Annotated in this window: 23 protein-coding genes; 12 read left to right on the forward strand and 11 right to left on the reverse strand. The window is 72.0% G+C overall.

All coding sequences use genetic code 11. The annotated features are described in order from the left end of the window. Positions 1-209 precede the first annotated feature (209 nt). Positions 210-1,121, forward strand: a complete 912-nt coding sequence (locus ACFZDL_RS08245) for an oxidoreductase (protein WP_353593523.1) — start codon at positions 210-212, stop codon at positions 1,119-1,121. Positions 1,122-1,252: 131 nt separating this feature from the next. On the opposite strand, the gene ACFZDL_RS08250 is transcribed toward ACFZDL_RS08245, so the two are convergent. From ACFZDL_RS08250 to ACFZDL_RS08260, 3 genes are all read right to left on the reverse strand, one after another. Further along, positions 1,253-2,590, reverse strand: coding sequence for a gluconate:H+ symporter (locus ACFZDL_RS08250; protein ID WP_353593522.1), 1,338 nt, complete (start codon positions 2,588-2,590; stop codon positions 1,253-1,255). A gap of 198 nt (positions 2,591-2,788) precedes the next feature. Next, entirely contained in the window at positions 2,789-3,727 is a 939-nt protein-coding gene (locus ACFZDL_RS08255) for a 5-dehydro-4-deoxyglucarate dehydratase (RefSeq protein WP_391190718.1), read from the reverse strand. Positions 3,728-3,849: 122 nt separating this feature from the next. Further along, the gene (locus ACFZDL_RS08260) at positions 3,850-5,028 is read right to left on the reverse strand and encodes a mandelate racemase/muconate lactonizing enzyme family protein (RefSeq protein ID WP_353593520.1); all 1,179 of its coding nucleotides are present in this window, start codon (positions 5,026-5,028) and stop codon (positions 3,850-3,852) included. Positions 5,029-5,188: 160 nt separating this feature from the next. On the opposite strand from ACFZDL_RS08260, the gene ACFZDL_RS08265 reads away from it, so the two are divergent. Further along, positions 5,189-6,112 (forward strand): LysR substrate-binding domain-containing protein, encoded by a 924-nt coding sequence (locus ACFZDL_RS08265; protein ID WP_353593519.1) that lies wholly within the window; start codon positions 5,189-5,191, stop codon positions 6,110-6,112. On the opposite strand, the gene ACFZDL_RS08270 is transcribed toward ACFZDL_RS08265, so the two are convergent. After that, entirely contained in the window at positions 6,087-6,941 is an 855-nt protein-coding gene (locus ACFZDL_RS08270; RefSeq protein WP_353593518.1) for a LysR family transcriptional regulator, read from the reverse strand. The genes ACFZDL_RS08265 and ACFZDL_RS08270 overlap by 26 nt on opposite strands. A gap of 68 nt (positions 6,942-7,009) precedes the next feature. On the opposite strand from ACFZDL_RS08270, the gene ACFZDL_RS08275 reads away from it, so the two are divergent. Then, the gene (locus ACFZDL_RS08275) at positions 7,010-7,933 is read left to right on the forward strand and encodes an EamA family transporter (RefSeq protein WP_353593517.1); all 924 of its coding nucleotides are present in this window, start codon (positions 7,010-7,012) and stop codon (positions 7,931-7,933) included. Positions 7,934-7,944: 11 nt separating this feature from the next. Here ACFZDL_RS08275 and ACFZDL_RS08280 read toward each other — a convergent pair whose 3' ends face one another. Then, positions 7,945-8,949, reverse strand: coding sequence for a LacI family DNA-binding transcriptional regulator (locus tag ACFZDL_RS08280; RefSeq protein ID WP_353593516.1), 1,005 nt, complete (start codon positions 8,947-8,949; stop codon positions 7,945-7,947). A gap of 160 nt (positions 8,950-9,109) precedes the next feature. On the opposite strand from ACFZDL_RS08280, the gene ACFZDL_RS08285 reads away from it, so the two are divergent. Then, positions 9,110-10,264, forward strand: coding sequence for a Gfo/Idh/MocA family oxidoreductase (locus tag ACFZDL_RS08285; RefSeq protein ID WP_353593515.1), 1,155 nt, complete (start codon positions 9,110-9,112; stop codon positions 10,262-10,264). Positions 10,265-10,268: 4 nt separating this feature from the next. Here ACFZDL_RS08285 and ACFZDL_RS08290 read toward each other — a convergent pair whose 3' ends face one another. Next, entirely contained in the window at positions 10,269-10,934 is a 666-nt protein-coding gene (locus tag ACFZDL_RS08290; protein ID WP_353593514.1) for a serine aminopeptidase domain-containing protein, read from the reverse strand. Between the two features lie 21 nt (positions 10,935-10,955). Here ACFZDL_RS08290 and ACFZDL_RS08295 point away from each other — a divergent pair, with 21 nt between their 5' ends. Beyond that, positions 10,956-11,339 (forward strand): ArsR family transcriptional regulator, encoded by a 384-nt coding sequence (locus tag ACFZDL_RS08295; RefSeq protein WP_353593513.1) that lies wholly within the window; start codon positions 10,956-10,958, stop codon positions 11,337-11,339. 114 nt (positions 11,340-11,453) lie between these two features. Continuing rightward, positions 11,454-12,773, forward strand: coding sequence for an SLC13 family permease (locus tag ACFZDL_RS08300; protein ID WP_353593584.1), 1,320 nt, complete (start codon positions 11,454-11,456; stop codon positions 12,771-12,773). Positions 12,774-12,873: 100 nt separating this feature from the next. On the opposite strand, the gene ACFZDL_RS08305 is transcribed toward ACFZDL_RS08300, so the two are convergent. Further along, positions 12,874-13,674 carry a carbon-nitrogen hydrolase family protein gene (locus tag ACFZDL_RS08305; RefSeq protein ID WP_353593512.1) on the reverse strand — a complete coding sequence of 267 codons (801 nt, stop codon included), beginning with the start codon at positions 13,672-13,674 and terminating at the stop codon, positions 12,874-12,876. Positions 13,675-13,846: 172 nt separating this feature from the next. Between ACFZDL_RS08305 and ACFZDL_RS08310 the strand changes: the two genes are divergently transcribed. Then, entirely contained in the window at positions 13,847-14,242 is a 396-nt protein-coding gene (locus tag ACFZDL_RS08310; RefSeq protein ID WP_353593511.1) for a hypothetical protein, read from the forward strand. Positions 14,243-14,449: 207 nt separating this feature from the next. Here the strand turns inward: ACFZDL_RS08310 and ACFZDL_RS08315 are convergent, their stop codons facing one another. Together ACFZDL_RS08315 and ACFZDL_RS08320 are read right to left on the reverse strand one after the other, a co-directional pair. After that, positions 14,450-15,205 carry an NPP1 family protein gene (locus tag ACFZDL_RS08315; RefSeq protein WP_353593510.1) on the reverse strand — a complete coding sequence of 252 codons (756 nt, stop codon included), beginning with the start codon at positions 15,203-15,205 and terminating at the stop codon, positions 14,450-14,452. A 154-nt stretch (positions 15,206-15,359) separates the two neighbouring features. Next, entirely contained in the window at positions 15,360-16,127 is a 768-nt protein-coding gene (locus ACFZDL_RS08320; protein WP_353593509.1) for an SDR family NAD(P)-dependent oxidoreductase, read from the reverse strand. Positions 16,128-16,331: 204 nt separating this feature from the next. On the opposite strand from ACFZDL_RS08320, the gene ACFZDL_RS08325 reads away from it, so the two are divergent. After that, on the forward strand, positions 16,332-16,970 hold the full coding sequence (locus ACFZDL_RS08325; protein ID WP_353593508.1) for a TetR family transcriptional regulator: 639 nt from the start codon (positions 16,332-16,334) through the stop codon (positions 16,968-16,970). 24 nt (positions 16,971-16,994) lie between these two features. On the opposite strand, the gene ACFZDL_RS08330 is transcribed toward ACFZDL_RS08325, so the two are convergent. Beyond that, entirely contained in the window at positions 16,995-17,648 is a 654-nt protein-coding gene (locus ACFZDL_RS08330) for a TetR family transcriptional regulator (RefSeq protein WP_353593507.1), read from the reverse strand. An 87-nt stretch (positions 17,649-17,735) separates the two neighbouring features. Further along, entirely contained in the window at positions 17,736-18,548 is an 813-nt protein-coding gene (locus ACFZDL_RS08335) for an alpha/beta fold hydrolase (RefSeq protein WP_353593506.1), read from the reverse strand. A gap of 475 nt (positions 18,549-19,023) precedes the next feature. On the opposite strand from ACFZDL_RS08335, the gene ACFZDL_RS08340 reads away from it, so the two are divergent. From ACFZDL_RS08340 to ACFZDL_RS08355, 4 genes are all read left to right on the forward strand, one after another. After that, on the forward strand, positions 19,024-19,500 hold the full coding sequence (locus tag ACFZDL_RS08340) for a helix-turn-helix transcriptional regulator (protein WP_353593505.1): 477 nt from the start codon (positions 19,024-19,026) through the stop codon (positions 19,498-19,500). A 104-nt stretch (positions 19,501-19,604) separates the two neighbouring features. Further along, positions 19,605-20,036: an ImmA/IrrE family metallo-endopeptidase gene (locus ACFZDL_RS08345; RefSeq protein ID WP_353593504.1), complete on the forward strand. Its 432-nt coding sequence runs from the start codon at positions 19,605-19,607 to the stop codon at positions 20,034-20,036. Then, a complete protein-coding gene (locus ACFZDL_RS08350) occupies positions 20,029-21,255 on the forward strand; it encodes an MAB_1171c family putative transporter (protein ID WP_353593503.1) in 1,227 nt (408 codons plus the stop codon). Before ACFZDL_RS08345 ends, ACFZDL_RS08350 begins: the two co-directional genes overlap by 8 nt. A gap of 85 nt (positions 21,256-21,340) precedes the next feature. After that, positions 21,341-22,855, forward strand: a complete 1,515-nt coding sequence (locus tag ACFZDL_RS08355) for a hypothetical protein (protein ID WP_353593502.1) — start codon at positions 21,341-21,343, stop codon at positions 22,853-22,855. Positions 22,856-22,859: the final 4 nt, after the last annotated feature.

The raw sequence follows: 22,859 nt of genomic DNA on the forward strand, positions 1-22,859 counted from the left end.
GGTGGGCCGCTCTTCGGCCGGCCGCCGCCCCCGGGGCGGACGTTCACCGGCAGCGGTCGCCATCGGGCCATCAGCTTTCCCTCCGCTGCCTCACCTGTCGCCCCTGCGGTATACTCCTCAGCAGCTGTTGAGCCTTCTCGCCGCGGAACCGCCTCCGCCGAGGAGGCTTTTTTCATGCCTGAAAACCACACCACCGAGGGGACGACCACGTGAGGCCGAGCACCACCGAAGAGACGTACACGGCCGCGGCCGCGGGTACCTGGACCCTGGGTGATCTGACCGTCAACCGCCTAGGACTCGGGGCGATGCGGCTGACCGGCAGCGCCGCCTTCGACCTCGGCACCCCGAGCGACCGTGACCGGTCGATCAGGGTGCTGCGCCGGGCGATCGAGCTCGGCGTCAACCACATCGACACGGCGGCGTTCTACTTCTCGTCGCTGCGCTCCGCCAACGAGCTGATCAACCGGGCGCTGGCGCCCTACCCGGACGACCTGGTCATCGCCACGAAGGTCTGGCCGGGCAGGGACCCGTCGGGCGCGTGGTGGTGGGCCGCACCGGAGCAGCTGCGCGGTCAGGTCGAGGAGAACCTGCGCCAGCTGGGCCGAGACCACCTGGATGTGGTGAATCTGCGTGTCCCGCCCAGCCGCAGGTCCGGCCCCGTCTCGGAACACTTCGGCGCGCTGGCCGACCTCCGCGACGCCGGGATCGTCCGCCACCTCGGCCTGTCCAACGCCACGCCCGAGCAGCTGGCCGAGGCTCAGGCCATCGCCCCGGTGGTCTGTGTGCAGAACGCCTACGGCATCGGGGCGCCGGCCCAGGAGCGGGAGTTTGTGCGGGCCTGTGGCGAGCAGGGCATCGCCTATGTGCCGTTCTACGCGATCGCCGGCGCCGGGCGCGAGCTCGGCGCGAGCGCGACCGACAGCGAAGCGGTGCTCGCCGTCGCCCGCGCACACCGGGCGACCCCCGCTCAGGTCCGGCTGGCCTGGGCGTTGCGGCAGGGGCCGCATGTGCTGGTCATCCCCGGCACCGGCAACCCGGACCACCTCGTGGAGAACGTGACCGCGGCGGGGTTGCACCTCTCCGACGACGAAGTGTCCGCGCTGGATGCCGAAGAGTTGTGACACGGAAGAAGCAGCTGTGACACGGAAGAGGTGACAGACGGCTCGGCATGACACGCCATACGCGCTCGCTCCGACGCCGGAGGGGAACCGGCGCCGGAGCGAGCGCGGGGGCGATGGACCGGTGGCGGTGGCTAGACGCCCAGGGCGTCGAGGCAGGCCTCGACGGCGAGGACGCCACCGAGTCCGAGGACCGCGAGGGTCGTGGTGTAGGTGGTGCGCGCCTTGATGGCGTCGATGACGGAGAGGTTGAAGTACTCCTTGAACATCCAGAAGCCGGGGTCGTTGACGTGGCTGAAGGCGATGGACCCGCAGGAGACGGCGAGCACCATCATCTCAGGGTGGACGCCACTGTCCGCGACCAGCGGCGCCACCACACCCGCGGCGGTGACGACCGCGACCGTCGCCGATCCGAGGGCGATGCGGAGGATGACGGCGATCAGCCACGCCAGGATGATCGGCGAGATGTTCCAGCTTTCGGTGACGTCCTTGATGTAGTCGGAGATCCCGCCCTCGACGAGGACGCCCTTGAAGGCGCCGCCCGCGCCGATCACCAGGAGGATCATGGCCATCGCCTGGGCAGCCGAGTTGCAGGACGCGCTGACCTCGGAGAGCGAGCGGCCGATGCGCGGGCCGAACGCCCAGATGGCCAGGAGCAGCGTCAGCAGCAGGGCGACCGGCGCCGAGCCGATGAAGGTGATGAACGGCCGGGCGGGGTTGGACTCGGACACCGCCATGTCGTACACGGCGGCGAACGCGATCAGCACCACCGGGACCAGCGCCACCGAGAGGGACCAGCCCATGCCGGGCATCTCCTCCTCGGTGAAGGTGCGCTCGGAGACCAGGCCCTTGGGCATGGTGGGGTTCATCTTCTTGACGAACGGGAGGCGCGGCCACACCAGCGCGATGAGCGCTCCGAAGGGGATGGCGAAGAACAGGCCGTAGAAGAGGGTCAGCCCGACGGAGGCGTGGAAGGTGGCGGCGACGGCGGTGGGGCCGGGGTGGGGCGGCAGGAAGCTGTGCATGGTGGACAGCGCGATCGACATCGGGAGGCCGACCCACAGCAGGTTCTTGCCCGTCACCCGGACGATGGTGAACGCCACCGGCACGATGATCACGAAGGCGACCTCGTAGAACATCGTCACGCCCAGCAGCATGGCCGTGACCACCATGGCTATCTGGACCCGGCGCAGGCCGAAGGTGTCGATGAGTTTGCCGGATATGCGCTGGGCGGCGCCGGAGTCACCCATGACGCGGCCGAGCATGGCGCCGAGTCCGACGACGATCAGGGTGTCGCCGATCTGTCCTCCGACACCCTCGCCGAGGACGTCCGGGATCTTCTCCATCGGGACGCCTCGGACCAGCGCCACGGCGACGGCCACGAGGAGGAGGGAGATGAAGCCGTTCAGCTTCACCTTGGTCATCAGGAAGAGCAGCGCAAGAACGCTGATTCCCACTACGACAAGAGGCATGGGTCAGTTCCCCTTTGAACTGCGCTCAGGAGGTGGCTTCCGATCCGTGGGGCGTATACGGATCGGGGGAGGGGTGTGGGGGATGGCCCGGTCATAACCGGCGTCCGCGCCGGTCGGGCCCTCGTCGCTCAGATGCGGCGGAAGGCGGGGCCGGGCGGCGCGCGGGGCCGCCCGGGTCCCATCGGTGTGGTGTCCCGGTCAGCGGTCGGCCACGAGGCTCAGACCGGTCTCCAGGAGCTTCTCCAGGTCGGCCAGGTCGTCGGGGCTCGGGTCGATGAGCGGGGCGCGGACCGGGCCGACCGGCTTGCCGCGCAGCCGGGCGGCGGCCTTCACCAGCGACACGGCGTAGCCGGGCACCCGGTCCCGCAGCTCGACCAGCGGGACGTAGAAGTCACGCAGCAGCGTGTCCACGGTTTCGTCGTCGCCGTCCTGCAGTGCGCCGAAGAACGCGCCCGCGATCTCGGGTGCGAAGGCGTGGACGGCGGAGGAGTACGCGGGCACGCCGACGGCGGCGTATGCGCGCGCCTGCACCTCGGCGGTGGCGGCCCCGTTGAAGAACAGGAGGTCGTCGGGGGCGTTGAGGGTCAGCCGCTGGAGGCGGTCCAGGTCGCTGTGTCCGTCCTTCAGGCCGATGACGGTGGGGATCTCCGCGATCCGCCGCAGACCGTCGATGGTGAACGCCACATGGTCGCGCTGGTAGGCGATGAGCGGCAGCCCGGTGCCGGCGGCGATCCGCCGGACCTGCTCCACCAGGCCGTCCTGCGGGGCCTTGACCAGGTAGTGGGGGAGCACCAGAGCGGCGTCGGCGCCGGCCTCCTCCGCGATCCTGGCGAAGCGCAGCGCCTGCGCGTAGCCGTAGCCGATGCCGGCGACCACGGGCATACGGCCGTCGGCCACCTCCACCGCGGTGGTGATCACCTGGCGGTACTCGTCCTCGTCCAGGGCGGTGAACTCCCCGGTGCCACACGCGGGGAACACCGCGCCGGGGGCGGTGGCCAGCTGAGCGGTCAGATACTCGCGGTAGGCGTCCAGATCGAGGCTGCCGTCCTCACCGAAGCTGGTGAGGGGGAAGGACAGCACACCGCGCGCCATACCGTCGCGCAGTCGCTGCGCGACATCCTGGACCGCCGTGTTCATAGTCATGAACTGTTCTCCACATACGTGAATCAGATATGAGAATGGAGGTTAGGGTGGCTCACCCACCAGGTCAATGGGTGTGCGACCCGATTTCCGACCCGATTTCCGTGTCGGCGGTACGTTCAGGGACGCGTACCGAGCTCGTAGTCCGCCTGTGTCCAGGCCCGGGCCTGCTCGCTGAGGGTGATGCCGAGACCCGGCCGGGAGGACACATGCATACGGCCGCCGCTGATCCGCAGCCGCTCGTTGAACAGCGGCTCCAGCCAGTCGAAGTGCTCCACCCACGGCTCGTACGGGTAGGCGGCGGCGAGGTGGAGGTGGATCTCCATCGCGAAGTGCGGGGCGAGCTGGAGGTGGTGGTGTTCGGCGAGGGTGGCCAGCTTCAGGAACTGGGTGATGCCACCGATGCGCGGCGCGTCGGGCTGGATGACGTCCGCGGCCTCGTTGCGGATCAGCTCCCAGTGTTCGGCGACGCTGGCCAGCATCTCCCCGGTGGCCACCGGGGTGTCCAGCGAGGCCGCGAGGGCGGCGTGGCCACGCGCGTCATAGGCGTCCAGCGGCTCCTCGATCCAGATCAGGCCGAACTCCTCGAGAGCGCGCCCCATGCGCTGAGCGGTGGGCCGGTCCCACTGCTGGTTGGCGTCCACCATGAGCGGCACCTCGTCGCCCAGGTGCTCACGCACGGCGGTCACCCGGCTCAGATCCACCGTGCCGTCGGGGTGGCCGACCTTGATCTTGATGCCGCCGATGCCCTCGGCCACGGAGCGGGACGCGTTCTCCAGCAGCTGCTCGGTGGGCGTGTGCAGAAAGCCGCCGGAGGTGTTGTAGCAGCGCACGGAGTCGCGGTGGGCGCCCAGCAGCTTGGCCAGGGGCAGACCGGCCCGCTTGGCCTTCAGGTCCCACAGGGCGATGTCGAAGGCCGCCACCGCCTGGGTGGACAGCCCGCTGCGTCCCACGGAGGCGCCCGCCCACACCAGCTTCGTCCAGAGCTTGGCGATGTCGCTGGGGTCCTCGCCCAGGAGGGTGGGGGCGATCTCCTTGGCGTGTGCGAACTGGCCGGGGCCGCCGGCTCGCTTGGAGTAGCTGAAACCGATGCCCTGGTGTCCCTCCTCGGTGGCCAGCTCGACGAAGAGGAAGGCCACCTCGGTCATCGGCTTCTGCCGCCCGGTGAACACCTTCGCGTCGCTGATCGGAGTGGCCAGCGGAAGGGTGACCGAGGACAGCCTGATCCAGGAGATCCTGTCGAGGGTCGCCTCGCCTGCCTGCTGCGCTGCATGGGCCGTCGTTTCCGGTGTGCTCATTACTTAGCGTCCCCTGTGAGTGCGGGCGGGTCGGCCGGTCCGTGAGGTGGCCGGTCGCGGTGTCGGCGGGCGTGTCCGCTCGGCCGTCCCTTGACGCTAAGTGGTCCATTGATCTCCGTCTAACTTAAAGTTTGTATGCGTTGATACAGGGAGAGCATCATTGTTCACACTCGCCCAGCTGGCCAGTTTCGTGGCCGTCGCCGAAGAACTGCACTTCACCCGGGCCGCGGAGCGGCTGAAGATGACACAGCCACCACTGAGCCGCCAGATCCAGCTCCTGGAGAACGATCTGCGGGTCCGGCTCCTGGACCGCACCAACCGATCGGTGCGGCTCACCCCCGCCGGGCGCGCCTTCCTCACCGAGGCCCGCCGTATCCTGCGCCAGTCCGAACACGCGGCGCTCGCCGTCCGGCAGGTGTCGACCGGGGAAGCGGGCAGCATCGCCATCGGCTTCACCGCGGCCAGCGCGTACTCCACGCTCGGCACCCTCCTGGAAACCGCCCGCGCCGCCATGCCCCGCGCGGAAATCGTGCTGCAGGAGATGGTCACCCGCGACCAGCTGGAAGCCCTCACCCAGAACCGACTGGACCTCGGCCTCGGCCGGCCCTCGGTCACCGGCCCGGACCTGCGGTCCCGCCCGGCCGTGCGGGAGCGGCTGCTCGCGGCGCTGCCGAAGGAACACCCCCTGGCGGCGCGCGAAGGAGCCCTCCGGGTCGCCGACTTCGAGGGTGAGCCGTTCCTGATGTACTCACCCACGGACGCCCGCTACTTCCACGAACTGCTCATCAGCATCTTCAGCGCGGCACACGTGGCCCCCGTCTTCTCCCAGTACCTCAGCCAGGTCCACAGCATCCTGGCCCTGGTCAACTGCAGCCTGGGGGTGTCCCTGGTCCCCGAGGCCGCCGCGCGGCTGCGCTACGCCGACGTCGTCTTCAAACCGGTCGAGCTGGAGACCCCCAACCCCGTGGAGCTCAACCTCGTCTGGCGCGAGAACAACGACAACCCGGTGCTGCACGCGCTGCTGCGCCAACTGCCCACGTCCACACAGGAGCCCGGCCTCACCCCGGGCGGTACAGCGCCGTGAGCAGTTCGAGCGCGGCCGGGACGGCGGGATGCGGATCGTCCCGCCACCAGGCGAGCCGCACCGCGATCGGCTCCGCGTCGCGCACCGGCCGGTAGACGACGCCGGGCCGCGGATACTGGTGTGCGGTGGACTCCGCCGTGAGCCCCACACACCGGCCCGTGGAAATGATGATCAGCCAGTCGTCGATGTCATGTGACTCCTCGGTCGCCGGGCGGGAACCGGAGGGCCACAGCTCCGCGGTGGTGGTGCCGGTCCGCCGGTCCACCAGCAGGGTGCGCCCGCTGAGGTCGGCGAGCCTGACCGAACGGCGACGGGCCAGCGGATCGTCGGCGGCCAGGGCGCACAGCCGCCGCTCGAGCCCCACGATGGCGGAGTCGAAACGGCGGTCGTCCAGGGCCTTGCGCACGACGGCGAGATCGCAGACACCCTCGGCCAGCCCCGCGGTGGTGGAGTTGACGCGGATCAGCTGCAGATCCGTCTCGGGCACCGCCTGGGCCCAGCCGCGCTGAAACGCCAGCGTATGGCGGCCCACCGCCGACCAGGCGTAACCGATCCGCAGCCGCCGGTGGCCCGAGGCCGCCTCCCGCAGCAGGCCGTCCACCTCGCCGAGCACCCGCCGGGCGTGCGCCACGACGCGCAGCCCGGTGCCCGTCGGCGTCACCTCGCGGGAGGTCCGCCGCAGCAGCCGCACCCCGAGAGCGCGCTCGAGCGAGGCGAGCGTGCGGGACACCGCCGCCTGGGAGACCCCGAGCGCGATCGCGGCGTCGGTGAAACTGCCCTCGTCGACGATCGCCACGAGGCAGCGCAACTGACGCAGCTCGACATCCATGACGCCAGCGTATAGACCCTGCCGTCCATGCATTTTGCGCAAGTCGGGGGGCGCCGCAGGATTCCGGCATGCGAACAGCATCCGCACGCGCGGCAGCCTCCGTGCCCCGGACCGTACCGGCAGCCTCCGCCCCCGAGCCCGGGTCAGGGCGCCTGGCCGGGGTGGCCACCATGGTCGGCAGCGGCCTGTCCAACCAGATCGGCGCCGCGACCGGATCCCTCGCCTTCCCCGTGCTCGGCCCCCTCGGTGTCGTCGCGGTACGCCAGTACGTCGCCGCCGTCGTCCTGCTCGCCGTCGGCCGCCCCCGGCTGCGCGCGTTCACCTGGTGGCAGTGGTGGCCGGTGTTGCTGCTGGCCCTGGTGTTCGGGACGATGAACCTCTCCCTCTACAGCGCCATCGACCGGATCGGCCTCGGGCTCGCGGTGACCCTGGAATTCCTCGGCCCGCTCGCCATCGCCCTGGCCGCCTCACGCCGCCGCGCGGACGTCTGCTGGGCGGTGCTGGCCACGGCGGGCGTCATCACCCTGATGCGCCCGCGGCCCTCCGCCGACTACCTGGGGATGGGCCTGGGCCTGCTGGCCGCCGTCTGCTGGGCGTCCTACATCCTGCTCAACCGCACCGTCGGCCGGCGCACCCCCGGCGCGCAGGGATCGGCGGCCGCCGCCGCGCTCTCCGCCCTGATGTTCCTGCCCGTCGGGGTCGTCCTCGCCATCAGGCAGCCGCCCACCGCGCCGGCCGTCGGCTGCGCCGTCGCCGCCGGGGTCCTCTCCTCGGCCGTGCCCTACCTCGCGGACCTGTTCACCCTGCGCCGCGTCCCGGCACAGGCCTTCGGGCTCTTCATGAGCGTCAACCCCGTCCTCGCCGCCGTGGTCGGATGGATCGTCCTCGGCCAGCGCCTGGGGTGGATCGAATGGGCCGGTGTGGGAGCGGTCGTGGTGGCCAACGCGCTCAGCATCATGGGCCGGGCCAGGGCGGAGGCATCGCCCGAGTAAGCGGGCCGCCGCTAGGGCCCGTCGCACCGCGCCGTCGTACCGCGGACCTCGAGGGCCGGGGCGGTCAGGACGGTCTCACCGGGGCGTGCGGGGTCGGCGATCCGGGCGAGCAGACACCGCGCGGCCAGGCGGCCGACCTCGTGACTGGCGTTGTCCACGGTGGTCAGCCACAGATGGCGCAGGCGCGCGAGGTAGGTGTTGTCGTAGCCGACGAGGGACAGGTCGCGGGGCACCCGGAGGCCGAGCTCCTCGGCGGCCGACAGGGCGCCGACACCGGCTATGTCGTTGAACGCGAAGACGGCGGTGGGCCGTTCACGGGCGCTGAGCAGCCGGACCGCGGCCCGATGGCCGCCCTCCTCGGTCAGGTCACCCTGCTCCACGGCCGCCGTCGCGCCCAGCCCGTGCTCGCGCATCACCGTCTCGAAGCCACGGCGGCGCAGCTCGCCGACCGCCCCCGGCCCCGCGATATGCGCGATGCGCCGGTGGCCGAGGCCGATGAGGTGTTCGGTGGCCAGACGGGCGCCGTGCTCGTCGTCGCCCGCGACGATGTCCACCCCGGGCAGCACCGGCTCACGGGCGCCCGCCACCACGGTGGGCACCAGCCCGGCCGCGGTGCGCAGCGCCTCGGGGGCCGGCAGCGTGCCGACGGCGATCAGGCCGTCGACCCGCAGATCCGTGAAGGTGCGGGTGAGGTCCGCGCCGAGCCGTCGGTTGAGGTGGCCGTCGGCCAGCAGCATGCGCAGGCCGGAGTCGTGCAGCCGGGAGTTGAGGCCGTCCAGCAGCTCCACGAACCAGGGGTTGCGCATGTCGTTCAGGAGCACCCCGACGGTGCGGGTGCGCCGCTCGCTGAGGCTGCGCGCGGCGGCGTTGGGCCGGTACCCCAGCTCCTCGACGGCGGCCAGGACGGCCTGCCGTTTCTCCGGGCGCACCTGGTCGGAGCCGCGGAGGACGAGGGAGACCAGCGATTTCGACACTCTGGCCCGTTCGGCGACATCGCGGATCGTCGGTGGTCTCATGGCCTGGACCGTTCCACAGGGCGCGCCGGGTTGTCAAAGGGGATTGACAGCTGCGTAGACGGCCCTCAGGGTGGGCCGGGAACATTGTGGACCGGTCCAAAGCGGGTCCCGGTCCCGGGCAGGCCGCAGTCCCGAGCAGGGCGTTCATGGGAGAGCAGTCATGGTGAGTACGCTCGGCGTCGCCGTCGTGGGATTCGGCTGGATGGGACGGGTGCACACCCAGGCGTACGCCCGTGTGCCGCACCACTTCCCCCAGCTGTCCGTGCGGCCCCAACTGGTCGCCGTCGCCGACGAGGTGCCCGGCCGCGCCGAGGAGGCCGCCGAGCGGTACGGCTTCGCCACCGCGGCCCGGGACTGGCGGGAGGTGGCCGCGGACCCCCGGGTTCAGGCGGTGAGCATCGCCGCCCCGAACTTCCTGCACCGCGAGATCGGCACCGCCATGGCCGAGGCGGGCAAGCACATCTGGATCGAGAAGCCGGTCGGCCTGACCGCCGAGGACGCCCGGGCGGTCGCCGGTGCCGTGGCCAAGGCCGGTGTCCAGGGCACCGTCGGCTTCAACTACCGCAACGCGCCCGCCGTCGCCGCCGCCCGCGAGCTGATCGCCGCCGGGGAGATCGGCGCCGTCACCCATGTCCGCATCCGGCTGTTCAGCGACTACGCGGCCCATCCCGAGGGGGCCCTGACCTGGCGGTACGAGCGCGAACGCGGCGGCAGCGGGGTGCTCGGCGACCTGGCCTCGCACGGCGTGGACCTGGCGCGCTTTCTGCTCGGCGAGATCGAGTCGCTGGCCGCCGACACCGCGGTCTTCGTGTCCGAGCGGGCCCGTCCCACCGGGGCCACCGCCGGCCACACCCGCTCCACCGGTGGCGAACCGGGCCCGGTGGAGAACGAGGACTACGTCTCCTGCCTGCTGCGCTTCGCCTCCGGCGCGCGGGGTGTGCTGGAGGCGTGCCGGGTCTCGGTCGGCGAGCAGAACAACTACGGCTTCGAGATCCACGGCACCAAGGGCGCGGTCTTCTGGGACTTCCGCCGCATGGGCGAGCTGGGCGTCAGCCGCGGCACCGCCTATCAGGACCAGCCCGTCAGCACCGTGTACGTCGGCCCCGGACACGGCGAGTACGCCGCCTTCCAGCCCGGCTCGGCCAACGGCATGGGCTATGACGACCTCAAGGTCATCGAGGCGTACCACTTCCTGCGCTCCATCGCCGAGGGCACGGCGTACGGCGCCACCCTGGACGACGCCGTCCGCAGCGCCGCCGCCCTGGACGCCATGGCTCGCTCCGCCGAGCGGGGCGGCTGGGTGAGCCCGGCCTGAGCGCTCACGCGGGTGGCGTCAGCCACTCGGCGATATCGGCGACGACGGCCGGGTCCACGTGGTGCGGGGTTTCGTAGTCCGCGGGCGTGGAGGGGCCCGAGCCCGGGAAGAACAGGTGGTCGTCGGCGTCGTACACGCGCGTCGTCACCTCCGGTCGGCGGTCGAGACCCGCCCGCCACCGCGAGAGATCGTCCTCGACGGTCACCTGATAGTCGCGACCGCCCTGGAGCACGAGCATGGGCTTGTGCAGCCCTGCCGCGGTCGAGACCGGATCGTAGCCGCGCAGGTCGAGCCAGTACGCGGCCGACAGGCCGAGCGGGAGGGTTTCCGCCGGTGTCGAGGGCGACAGGCCGGGGCCCGCGACCACCGCGGCCTGACGTGTCATCGCCTCGGCGGCGTCCGCGGCGGGGCCGGGGTTCAGCGCGGCGAGGTGGCGGGTGACGCGGACAGCGGCCTGGTGCATCGGCTGTGCGTCGCCGGCCAGGAGCACCAGACCGGCGACCGACGGCTCGGCGGCCGCCACCCGCGGGGCCGCCTTGCCGCCCATGCTGTGGCCGAGTACGAAGACCCGCGCCGCATCCACGGTCGGCTCGCGCTGGAGCGTCCGGATGGCGGCGACCGCGTGCGGGACGTACTCGTCGGCCATGGTGAAGTCGGGTGTGTTCGCCACCTCGCCGGGGGAGTCCTGGAAGTGGCCGACGAGCGGCGGGTGCGCGGGGCGGTGGAGCGTCAGTACCGGCTGCGCCAGGAGCGGGCCGTCATCGACGCCGACACGATGGAGTCGCTGTCGCTCGACGACTACCGGCGCGGCTTCGCCGCGGCGATGGCCACCCTGGCCGCCGAGTTCAACGCCTACCTCGACCGGGAGGGTGCCGACCCGGTGGCGGATCTCGTCGGCTACCGGCAGCACGCGGCCTGGCTCACCCGGGACGAACTCCAGGAGGTGATCGCCGAGTTGCGCGACGCGATCGCGCCCCGGCTCGCCAACCGGCCCACGGCCGACCGCGCGCGATACCTGATCAGCCCGATCCTCTTCCCGGCCGAGGAGCCGTCCGCCGACCCCACAGAGCCGTAAAAACGAGGGGCGCCGTACAGAGAGGGGGCGAGTGAGGCCTGGCCGATCTATTGACGTTGACGCACCGTGGGGCCCACCGTGATCAGCCACTGGCCGCTGGCGACGGGAGCTCTGTTGTCCCCCGAACTCATCTCGATCATCGTGCTGGTGGCGGTCTTCGTGCTGGCCACCACCCGCTCCGTCAACATGGGTGCCCTGTCCTTCGCGGCCGCGTTCGCCGTGGGAGAGCTGGTTGCCGACCTGGACGCCGACGGCATCTTCGCGGGCTTCCCCGGCGACCTGTTCGTGGTCCTCGTGGGCGTGACGTATCTGTTCGCCCTCGCCCGGGCCAACGGCACCACCGAGTGGCTGGTCCACGCCGCCGTCAGACTCGTGGGCGGGCGGGTGGCGCTGATCCCCTGGGTGATGTTCGCGATCACCGGTGTGCTCACCGCGATCGGCGCGGTGAGCCCGGCCGCCGTGGCCATCGTCGCCCCCATCGCGCTGAGCTTCGCCGCGCGGTACGACATCAGCCCGTTGCTGATGGGGGCCATGGTGGTGCACGGCGCCCAGGGCGGCGGCTTCTCGCCGATCAGCATCTACGGCTCGATCGTGAACGGCATCGTGGAACGGGAGAAGCTGCCCGGCAACGAGATCACGCTCTTCCTGGCCAGTCTGGTGGTCAACCTGGTCATCGCCGCCGTCGTCTTCGTCGTCTGCGGCGGCCTGAAGCTGTCGCGCCACGCGGCCACGGCACCCCGGCCGGCCGGCCCGGGCGCTGCCGTCGCCGAGCCCGCACCGGCCGGCGGGGGCGGCCCGGCGCCTGCCGGAGCGCCCGTCGAGGAGCCGGCGATCGGCCTGACCCCCGACCGGGTGGCGACCCTTCTCGCCCTGGTCGCCCTCGTCGTCGCCGTCCTCGTCTTCGACCTCGACGCGGGCCTCGCCGCGATCACGCTCGCCGCGCTGCTGAGCGTGTTCTGGCCGAAGGACGGCAAGAAGGCGGCCAATGAGATCTCCTGGCCGACGGTGCTGCTGATCTGCGGGGTGCTCACCTATGTCGGCGTGCTGCAGGAGATGGGCACCATCGACTACGCCGGCCGGGCCGTCAGCGACATCGGCGTCCCCCTCCTCGCGGCCCTTCTGCTGTGCTACATCGGCGCCCTCATCTCCGCCTTCGCCTCGTCCGTCGGCATCATGGGCGCGCTGATCCCGCTGGCGGTCCCCTTCCTCGCCAAGGGCGACATCGGCGCCGTCGGGATGGTCGCCGCCCTCTCGGTCTCGGCCACCGTCGTCGACGTCAGCCCCTTCTCCACCAACGGCGCCCTGGTGCTCGCGGCCGCGCCCGATGTCGACCGGGACCGGTTCTTCCGGCAGCTGATGGTGTACGGCGGCGTGGTGGTGGCGGTGGTCCCGGCGGTGGCCTGGCTGGCCATGGTGGTCCCGGGCCTGGGCTGAGGCCGTCCCGCCCCCGGCCGGGCCCCGCCGGCCCGCGACGTCGCCCCCGCCCCGCTCAGGAGGTACCACCCGGCCCGGCTCAGGAGGTGCCCCGCCCGGCTCAGGAGGTGCCCAGCCTGCGGTTGGCCAGGACGGACACCGAGCGCCGCACGGCGGCGACTTCGTCGGGGTCCACGTCCCCCACCAGAAGGCCGGGGCCCGCCCCCAGCCGCTCCCGTACGGTGCCGTCGGGGCCGATGAGGGCGCTGTGCCCGATGCCGGTGGGGGCGGAGGTGGCGGGCGCCGGGCCGGTGGCCGCGGGGTCGGCCTGGCCCGCGGCGGCCAGCCAGACGGTGGCGTCCAGCGCCCGTGCCCGGATCAGCAGCTCCCACTGCTCGCGTTTGCCGGGCCCCGCGCCCCAGGAGGCGGGCAGCAGCGAGAGGTGTGCGCCGGCGTCGGCGTGGGCCCGGAACAGCTCGGGGAAGCGCACGTCGTAGCAGGTGGCCAGGCCGATCCGGACGCCGTCGAGGTCGAAGGTCACCACCTCGGAGCCCGGGGCCACGGTCCTGGACTCGGTGAAGCCGAAGGCGTCATACAGATGGATCTTGTCGTAGGACGTCTCGACTCCGGGGCCGGTGGCCAGCAGGGTGTTGGTCACCCGGCCGTCGGGCGCCGGGGTGAACATGCCGGCCACGACCACCAAGCCGGTGTCCTTGGCGATCTGCCGCACCTCGGTGGCCCACGGCCCGTCCAGCGGCTCGGCGAGGGGGCCGAGCCGGGTGCCGAAGCAGGCCATCGCCGCTTCGGGGAACACCGCGAGCCGGGCGCCGGCCTCCGCCGCGCGATGTGCCTGCTCGCGCAGGACGGCCAGGTTCCGCTCGGGCTCCGGACCGGTGGTGATCTGGCTCAGGGCGATGCGCATGGGACGGGGCCTCTCTGTCGGGGGAGGGGGGAAGCGGGGGTGAGCGGGGATCTGCATACCCCTCGTGAGCAGGGTTACCCGACGGTTACCCGCTTTCCGGCGAAGGGAGAAGGCCGTGTACCCCGTGATGAGACCCCACCACATCGCTCCCCGGCTCACGACCGGAGCGTTCATGCTGAACTCCGGCCTGGGCAAGCTCCGCGCCGACGAGCAGACCGAGCAGGGGCTCCACGGGATGGCCGCCGGGGGCTATCCCGTGGTCCGCCGGATGTCGCCCCACCGCTTCACCAAAGTGCTGGCCTCCACCGAGATCGCTCTGGGCGCCGCTCTCCTGTCGCCCCTGGTGCCCACCGCCCTGGCCGGGGCCGGGCTGACCGCCTTCGCCACCGGGCTGGTCGGGCTCTATCTGCGCACCCCCGGCGCCCACCGGCACCGCAGCCCGCTGCCCACCCAGGAAGGCGTCGCCTTCGCCAAGGACTTCTGGCTGCTCGGCATCGGCCTGGGCTTCCTCAGCGACCGCCAGGCGTGGGAGTGGCCGTGCCCGGCGGCGTGCGGACGCGGGAAGTGACGTACCCGGTGGCCTACGCCCCGACGGTCAGGGCGTGTACGAGGCCTGGCGCGCGGTGCGCACCACGGCCCGGCCCTCGGCCGCGCCGAGCAGCCCGGCCGTCACCCACGCGTCCACCGTGGCCGCGTCAATGGATCGGTGCGCGATCAGGGTCCGTTCCTGCGGCCGGGGGCGGTACGGCGGCCCGTGCCGTCCCCGGCCCGCCCGTCAGGCGTTGGGGTCGAACGGAATCCCGGCCGGCTTGGCCTTCGCGAGATGGGCGTTGAAGTTGCCGTCCTTGAGACCGAAGGTGGCGCTGCCGAAGTCGGCCTGGCTCAGCTTGTCGCGGATCCCCGCGGGGTAGCCGTTCCAGCCGACCAGGCTGGGGAACTGCCAGGTGTGGTAGTGGTTCTCGGGCGGCTCGTCGTTCGCGTTCGCGGCGCGGAAGGCGTGGGTGCTCAGGCCGTCCTTGTGGTAGACGACCTTCGGGTGCGTCCCGTCCCAGCGGATCTGGTCGCGGCTGTGGACCTGGAAGTCGCCGTGGGCGGAGGTGGAGACGTACTGCGCCTGGTTGTTCTGCACCCACACCACGACGTGTTCCCAGTCGTGGCGGTGCCCGCCGATCGTCGCCTGGTCCTTCTCGAAGTAGAGGCCGTAAATGATCGCGCACCAGCCGTTGTTGCACTTGTAGCGCGCGTATCCGTTGGTGTTGTCGAGGTCGGACTGGTCGTGGCACTGTCCGTTGGGGTTCCCCGAGGGGTTGAGGCCGCCGTTGAGGGTTCCGTCGGGTCCGATGGCGGGGGTCGGGTAGCAGCCGTCCGTGTCGTAGTCGTAGGCCGGCTGGAACGTCTGCTCCACTCCGTCCGCGTTGGCGGGCAGCGCCTTCGGGGGGTCGGCGAGCGCGCTGGCCGGGAAGGCGATGACCAGCGCGACGGCGCTGCCGAGGATGAGCGGGACCTTGCGGATGCGCGACGTTCTGTTCACTGCGTCCTCCTGAAGGACCGGGGGCGTGGGGCAGGCCGTTCAGTGTTGGCATGCCCAAGTCAGCCTCTAGATCCTTGCCTGACGACGTCAGCAGCGACAGATGGCGCCAAGGTGAAGAGTCAACCAACGTGGAGCGCCGGGGAGTTGGGATCGGTCAGACGGCGGCCCAGCCGTTGTCGACGGGCAGGACGGCGCCGTTGACGTTGCCGGCGGCGTCGGAGGCGAGGAAGACGATGGCGGCGGCCTGCTCCTCGGCGGTGGCTATCCGGCCGATGTTGCCGGCGTGGGCGCCGATCACGGTCGGCCCGTGGGCGCCCGGCTCCGCGTCGACCCGGATGGCGGTCGCCGTGCCGCCGGGCGCGATGGCGTTGGTGCGGATCCCCTGGTCGCGGTACATCACGGCGAGGGACTTCACCAGGCCCACGACACCGTGCTTGGAGGCCGTGTAGGCGGCACCCGCGGCGCTGCCGCGCAGGGCCGCCTCGGAGGCGGTGAAGACGATCGAACCGCGGCCCGCGGCCAGCATGTGCGGCAGCGCCGCACGCGTCAGCAGAAAGGGCGCCGTCAGGTTCACCCGGATCACCCGGTCCCACTCGGCGTCGTCGGTGTCCGCGACGGCCGAGAAGCGGTCCATGATGCCCGCGTTGTTGACCAGGACGTCCAGGCCGCCGAAGGCCTCCACGGCCGTGGCGACGACCCGGTCCACCACTTGCTGGTCGCCGAGGTCGCCGACGACCGCGCGGGCGGTTCCCCCCTCGGCCGTGATCGTCTCGACGGCCTGGTCGGCGCCTGTCTGATCGAGGTCGGCGACCAGGACCTTCGCCCCCTCCCGGGCGAAGGCGAGGGCCGCGGCCCGGCCGATCCCCGATCCCGCTCCGGTGACGACGACGCTGCGCCCCTGAAGGCCGGTGCTGCTGCTCACAAGGTGCTCGCTTTCTCCGTGCGCGGCGGACGGGCGCTCCGTCCCGCGCTCACCCTAGAGGTTTTTGGCACTGACTGCCATGGTGGCATCCAAGGTCGAAAATAAGCGGTCCGGCGTCCCGCGCCGACCGCCGCGAGGGCCGAAGCCGCTGGCTAGGGTGGGGGCCACCGGACATCGCCCTCGAAGAGCGGAAGGGGGACCACTGTGAAGCAGCCTGGAACACGGGCGGCCGGTACGGCCCGGCCGGCCGGACGCCCGCCGCTGACCGAACGGCGCAAGGCGGCCACCCGCCTGGAGATCGCCCATGAGGCGGTACGGCTGTTCGGCGAGCGCGGGGTGGCGGCGACCTCGGGCGAGGAGATCGCCCGCGCCGCGGGGATCTCGCCCCGCACGCTGTGGCGCTACTTCCCCTCCAAGGAGGAGTGCGTCCGTCCGCTGCTGGCCGCGGGCCTGGAGACCGTCGCCCGGCGGCTGCGCGACTGGCCGGCGGACCGCCCCTTCTGTGACGGGATCCAATGGGACCCGCCCCCGGCGGCCGACCCGCCGGAGGCCGCCTCCGCGCTCCGGGCGCTGATCCGGCTGCTCCCCGGGGAGCCGGGGCTGCGCGCCGTCTGGCTCCAGGTCCACCATGACGCCGAACCCGTCTTCACCGAGATCATCGCCGCGCGCACCGGAGCCGATCCCGGGGATCTACTGCCGAGGATCAAGGCGGTGATGCTCAACGGGGCCCTGCGCGTGGCCGCGGAGGAGTGGGCCCAGCGGTCCGCCGAGGCGGACGGGGCCGCCGCCGCGGAGGCGTTGCGGCAGGCGCTGCTCAAGGCCACCGAAGGCCTGGCCATCTGACGCCACGGAACCGGCCGTCGCTCCTCAGCTGCCGGGGCGCGTGACCGGGGCCAGCCACAGCCCGATGATCGCGTCGATCAGCCCGGTGGCGGTGGCGTGCCAGGTGGCACGGGGCGTCGGGGTGTTCTCGGCGAGGGCGCGCTCACGCTCGGCGCAGATGTGCAGAATGAGTTCGCGCGCCATCGCGCCGCGCTCGGCGCGGATGTCGGCGGGCAGATCGGGCAGGCGCCGGTTCACCCCTTCGACGACCCGCAGCAGCGAGGTGGAGGACAGGAACTCCTCGACGATGATCTCGCGGAGCGCGGGGTCGGCCATCACCTGGGCGCAGAACCGCGCGTACCACGTCGGGCTGCCCAGGGCCGCCAGATGCTCGGGGACCGGTCGCACCAGGCAGGCCACCCAGTCGCGGACGTCGTCGGAGTCGCCGATCTCGGCCAGCATCCGGGCGCGGATCCGCTCGATCTGTGTGGAGTGTTTGCGCGCGATGGCGCGCACCAGGTCGGCCTTGGTGCCGAAGTGATAGCCGACCGCCGCGTTGTTGCCCTGCCCCGCGGCCTCGCTGACCTGACGGTTGGAGACCGCGTACACCCCGCGTTCGGCGAACAGCCGCTCCGCCGCGGTCAGGATCAGCTCCCTGGTCGCGCTGACCTGCTCCGCCCTTGCCGTCCTGCCGGCCATGGTCACCACCCTCCTTGGCCACACGGTCAGGCAACCCGATCCACGGGGTCGAGTCAAGCAGTTGCTTTAAATTCCCCTGTGAGGCCTTCAGGCGGCGCCGCACCGCGGGGACGGCGGGACCCCGGCCACGGCGGCCAGCCGGCCGCTCACCAGCTCACGGAGGGCGGCGGCCGGCGGCCGCTCCTGGCACAGAAAGACATGGCCGCCGGCGAAGTCCCGTGACTGGGGCGCGGACGGCGTGCTCAGCCGCCACCGCTCCAGCTCGGCGGGTGACAGGCTCCGGTCGCCACGGCCGAACCACACGTGGTAGTCCGTGCCGCCGCCCGCCGGCATGGCGGGCGGTTCGCGGTACGTATCCATGAGGTGCAGATCCTGGCCGAGCATCGTGACCGCGAGGTCGAGCATATGGGGATAGTCGAACAGCTCCGCGGGGCAGCCGCCGTAGCGCCGCAGCTCCGTGGCGAGTTCCTCCCGGGTCCTGGTCAGGAACGGGGCGCGCGGATGTGCCGCCAGCCGTGCGGTCGTCACCGGGGACCGGGCCCCGGAGAGCACGACGTCTCTGATGTTGCACCGCCGTTCGCCAGGCAGTGCCGAGACCAGGGCGTGGGCGAGGAGGGCGCCCATGCCGTGCCCCACCACCACGGCGGGCCGGTCGACCCAGCTGCGGAACGCCGGGAGGAGCCGCTTCACCGCGTCGTCGAAGCCGCGCAGCGGGGGAGCGTCGGTCAGCTCCCCCCGGCCGTCCAGCTCGAACGCGACCGCGGCACAGCCCGGCGGCAGGGCCCGGGCGAGCGGAAGCATGGACAGCGCGGTCGCCCCCGCGTAGTGGAAGAAGAGCACCCTCAGCGGCAGTTTGGGGTCACCGATCAGGAGGTGACCGTCAACCGTCCTGACACGCATGCCATTCCCCCTGTCTGTGGTGGCCGTCCGCTTTTCCCGACCCGGCCGTCGGACGGTCGGCCATGGAAAAGCGCGGAACTCCCGGAACGTGCGCTTCCCGTCAGTGAATTCGCTCGGCGTAAGCCGCGGAAGGGCTCGTCCGGTGTCAAGGGAACTCCTTTACCGAAAAAACGGGCCTGCTTGATCAGGAGCTGCGCCGAACCGAGGGAGCGTGGTGAGCGAAGTGATCCTGTAATACGCCCGCCGACACTGTCAACTAATTCAGCCGACCTCGGACGCATCTTCCCCATATCGGGCAATCCAGGGCTCAGCGCCCTCAGTTTTTTGGATTCGGCCAGGATGAAGTGTCCATGGCCGCCCCGCGATTCGCTTAGGATCCACGGGTATGTCGCCCCCACAGCACCACTCCCCAGAACGTCCGCGCACCTCAGGACGTCATGACGCGGCAGAGTGCTTCGCGCGACGCTTCCAGCGCGTGCAAGAGGTCATCTACCCCGCCGACTTGGGCAGGCCGTACACGGAGCGGGAGATCGCGGAAGCCGTCGGGATGTCCGTGAGCCAGATCAGCAACCTGCGCAACGGCCGCTCGGTCCCCCGGGCCGACCGTGCGGTCGCGCTGGCCACCTTGTTCGGGGTGCGCGTGGAGTACTTCTTCTCCCTCGACGAGGACCCCTACGCGCGCGCGGTCGAACAGCACTTGCGGGCCATCGAACAGGAGCGGCACGGCGAGCCCGTCGGCGGGCGGAACCGCGCCGCCGGCGGTTCGGCTCAGGCCCTCGGCAATCCGGCACCGTCGAACGCCGGGCTGCTCGACGACGACCAGGTCCGTCAGATCGCCGAGGGCGTGGCCGTACTGCCCCACGACATGCGCGAGACCGTCTGCACCCTGGTGGACCAGCTGCGCCGCGCCGTCGCCCGTCAGCACAAGAGCCGCGAAGTCACGTCGCAGTGAATCGGCCCCACCCGAAATCCCCGCGGTAAGCGACCTCCTGACAGCGCGCCCGAGGAAAGGACGACAGCGTGGGCATGCGGTCCGAACGGCGCAGGGTCCGGACCTTGTTGAAAGGCCTGGGTCTGCCGCCGCATCCGACCCTCGCCGAGCTGCACGCCGCCTACGAGGCCCGTTTCCAGCGGGCGCTGCGACTGATCGAGCGGGACGTGGCACCCGGCGAGCCGACCGGAAGGTACGAGCAGTACCTGACGCACGACCGCATCTACTATCCCAAGCACACCAGCCGCGCCCATCAACTGCTCGTCGTCTGCCATGAATTAGCGCATCTTTTGCTCGGCCACCTCCCTAGGCACGACGCCATCGACCCCGCCGTGGTGCGCCGGGTGCTGGGGCGCTCGCACTACGACGACCCCACCGAGCACGAGGCCGAGACCATCGGCACGCTGCTGTACCAGCAGCTGAACCTCGCGCCCGAGGTCGGCCCGGCAGCCCAGCTCGCGCCGTCCCTGGTCCACCGGGAGGGGCGCCATGTCTGAGGCCGGTGACGCCCACACCCTCGCCTACGTCACCGTGAGCGCCGTCATGTACGGGCTGGCCGGGTACAAGGCATGGGCCTGGGTCGCCGAACGCATCCCCAGCCTCCTGCTGATGGCCGTGGGGGCCGCGGTCGGCGGCACCGCTTTCACCGCCGCCACCCCGGTGGTCTACCGGTGGATCGGGGAGACCAGCGGAATCTCCAATCTGGCGACCCTCGTCGTCTACACCCAGGTCGTCGTGTGCTTCGGCTGCCTCCGCGCGCTGGCGCTGCTGTGGTCACCACGGCGGCTCGCCGCCACCGGCGGCGGCCGGCCGCCCCGGGGGCTCGCCATGCGCGGTGCCCTGCGCCGCGTCCTGCCGGGCTATGCCGCGGCCATCGCCGTCATGTGGGCGCTGTTCCTCTCCGCCGGCCTGCCCACCGGCGAAAAGCCCCTGACCTTCGACACCGCCTTCGCCGACCGCCCGCCCGTCTTCGCCTTTCTGCTGCTGTATCAGGCGGCCTTCGGCTGGGCGCTGTGGTCGATGGTGTACGTGTGCTGCCAACGCCTGAAGGACGTTCACGATCCGATCCTGCGCTGCAGCCTGCTCCTCCTGGTGATCGGCTGCACATTCATCGGAACTTACGGCGTGTGCAAGCTCATCGCGATCGTCGGCGCGGTGCTCGGTTCGCACGCGCTGGACGTCCTGTCCTCCGATGTGGGCCCCGCGCTGTCCTCCCTCGGCGGGGTGATCACGGCCACGGGATGGACCCGCGCCGCTCTGCGCACCCGGCGGCAGCGCCGGCGCGACTTCTACGCCCTGGAGACTCTGTGGACCACCGTCACCCAGGCCGACCCCGGTGTCATCCTCCACAGCTCGCCCTCCGGCTCCGCCTGGGAGTTCCACACCCTGCGCCGGGCCCATGAAATCCGCGACGGACAGCTCGCCCTGCGCCCCTGGACCTCCCAGGACATCGTGAACGCCGCACGGCGCCTCACCCGCGAACACGGTCTCGAATCACCGGAACGCGACGCACCGGAACGCGACGCGCTGGCCGCCGCCGCGGGCATCAGGGGAGCTCTGGACGCCCTGCGCGCCGGGCGGCCCCCGCGGCAGCCCTGCGAGCGGCTGCCAGGCATCGACGTGCCACCGCAGGCCGAACGCCGACACCTGGTCGCCGTGGCCCGTCAGCTCGACAGCCCCCTTGTCGCGCGCGTTCTGGCGGAGGCGGAACAGTGAACTCCGCCCGGCGCGCCGTATTGTGGTCCGGTCACACGCCCTGCGGTGTTCGCTTCCCCGCCCCGTCCCCCAGCGTGAGGTTCCGGTGTACACACGGCTCGCCCTCGGCATGCCCGATCGTGCCTCCTGGCTGATCCTCCTCGGCTTCCTCGCCGCTTTGACCCTGTTGGTCTGGCTCATCGCGCGATTGATCAGATCCCAGGGCGGTGTCCGCCGCACCTGCCGCCGTATCGTCTGGGAAGCGCGGATGACGCGACGGGCGTTCGCCGAGCCCTTCCGCGTCTTCCGGCGCCACCGCCGCTGGGCCCGGATCCTCTCCGGCTGCCTCGCCGACCCCGCCGTGCCCGGTACGGCCCTCGCCGCGCTCGACCACGCCGACTCCACCGCCGATGACGGCTGTTACGCCCTGGCGGTGCAGCTGAGCCCGGCCCGCGACCGGGTCCGCGTCATCCTGGCCGGGCGCGACCCGCTGCCCCCCGCCGGGCCCTGGCAGCAGGCCACCGCCGAACCGGGGGAATGGGCCTGGTCCGCCCCGGCCACCTCCGTCGACCCGTCCGACGGCCCGGAACGACTGCTGCTCGCCGTCGGCGTGGACCGGCGGCTGCCCGGTGCCGTCCTCGTGGACTGGATGCGCGGCCCCGCTGCCCTCGCGGTCGAGGGCGACCCCCACGCCGCGCGCGGCGTGCTGCACGCCCTGGCCGCCCAGATCGACCACCTGCCGGACGGCCCGCCGGTCCAGGTGGCCCGCGGCGTACACCCCCGCCACCCCGGCCCCGACCTCGACACCCTCCTCGACGGCCTCCCCGGCGAGGCGTCCGCCCAGCCCGCGCTGACTCCGGTCGTCGTGTGCTGGTCCCCGGCCCCGGAGCAGGCCGCCCGGATCTCCGAACTCTGCGCCGAGGGCCGCCTCAGGGCCCTCGTGGGCGGCCGCGTCCCCGGAGCCTGCTGGACGTTCCACGCCGAGCCCGGGGGCCGCCTGCTGGCCCCCGGACTCCACCTCGACCTGGAGTCCGCCGCCTTGCCCCGGGCCATCGCCCGCACCATCCGCCGCGACCGCCGGCAGCCGCCCGCCGGGACCGCCGTCTTGCGCCTCGGCCCGGCTGCTCCGGCCACGGTGCCGGCCGCCGCTGTGCCCGAGCCCCGTACGGAGGCCACCGAGCCGAGGGGCGCGGCCGTCCCGGTCCACGACGCCTACGCCGACGCGGACTTCACGGCCGACTACGCGGCCGATGTCGAGGCGGACTTCGCGGAGCCCGCCCCCGCGTCGGTCCCCGCGCCGGCGTCGGCCCCGGCTCCGGAGTCGGCCCCCGCCTCGGCTCCGGAGTCGGCCCCCGCCCCGGAACCGTCCCCGTCCCCGGCTCTCTCCTCGTCTCCGGCCCTCTCGTCGGCTCCGTCCGGCGGACGGGCCGCCGAGGACAAGCCCGGGAAGGCCGGAACCGCCGCCCCGGCAGAGATCCCCGGGACGGACCCGGTCCGGCCCGGGAACCCCGGGGACGACGACGATCTCGCCGAGCCCGCCCCCGCCGTTCCGCCGGCGCGGTCCGGCGGCATCTCCGCCGCATCCGGCACGACAAACGAACGGACCTCTTCGCAGCCGTGAGACT

The organism is Streptomyces sp. NPDC007917, from assembly GCF_042959105.1.
Taxonomy (GTDB): Bacteria; Actinomycetota; Actinomycetes; order Streptomycetales; family Streptomycetaceae; genus Streptomyces.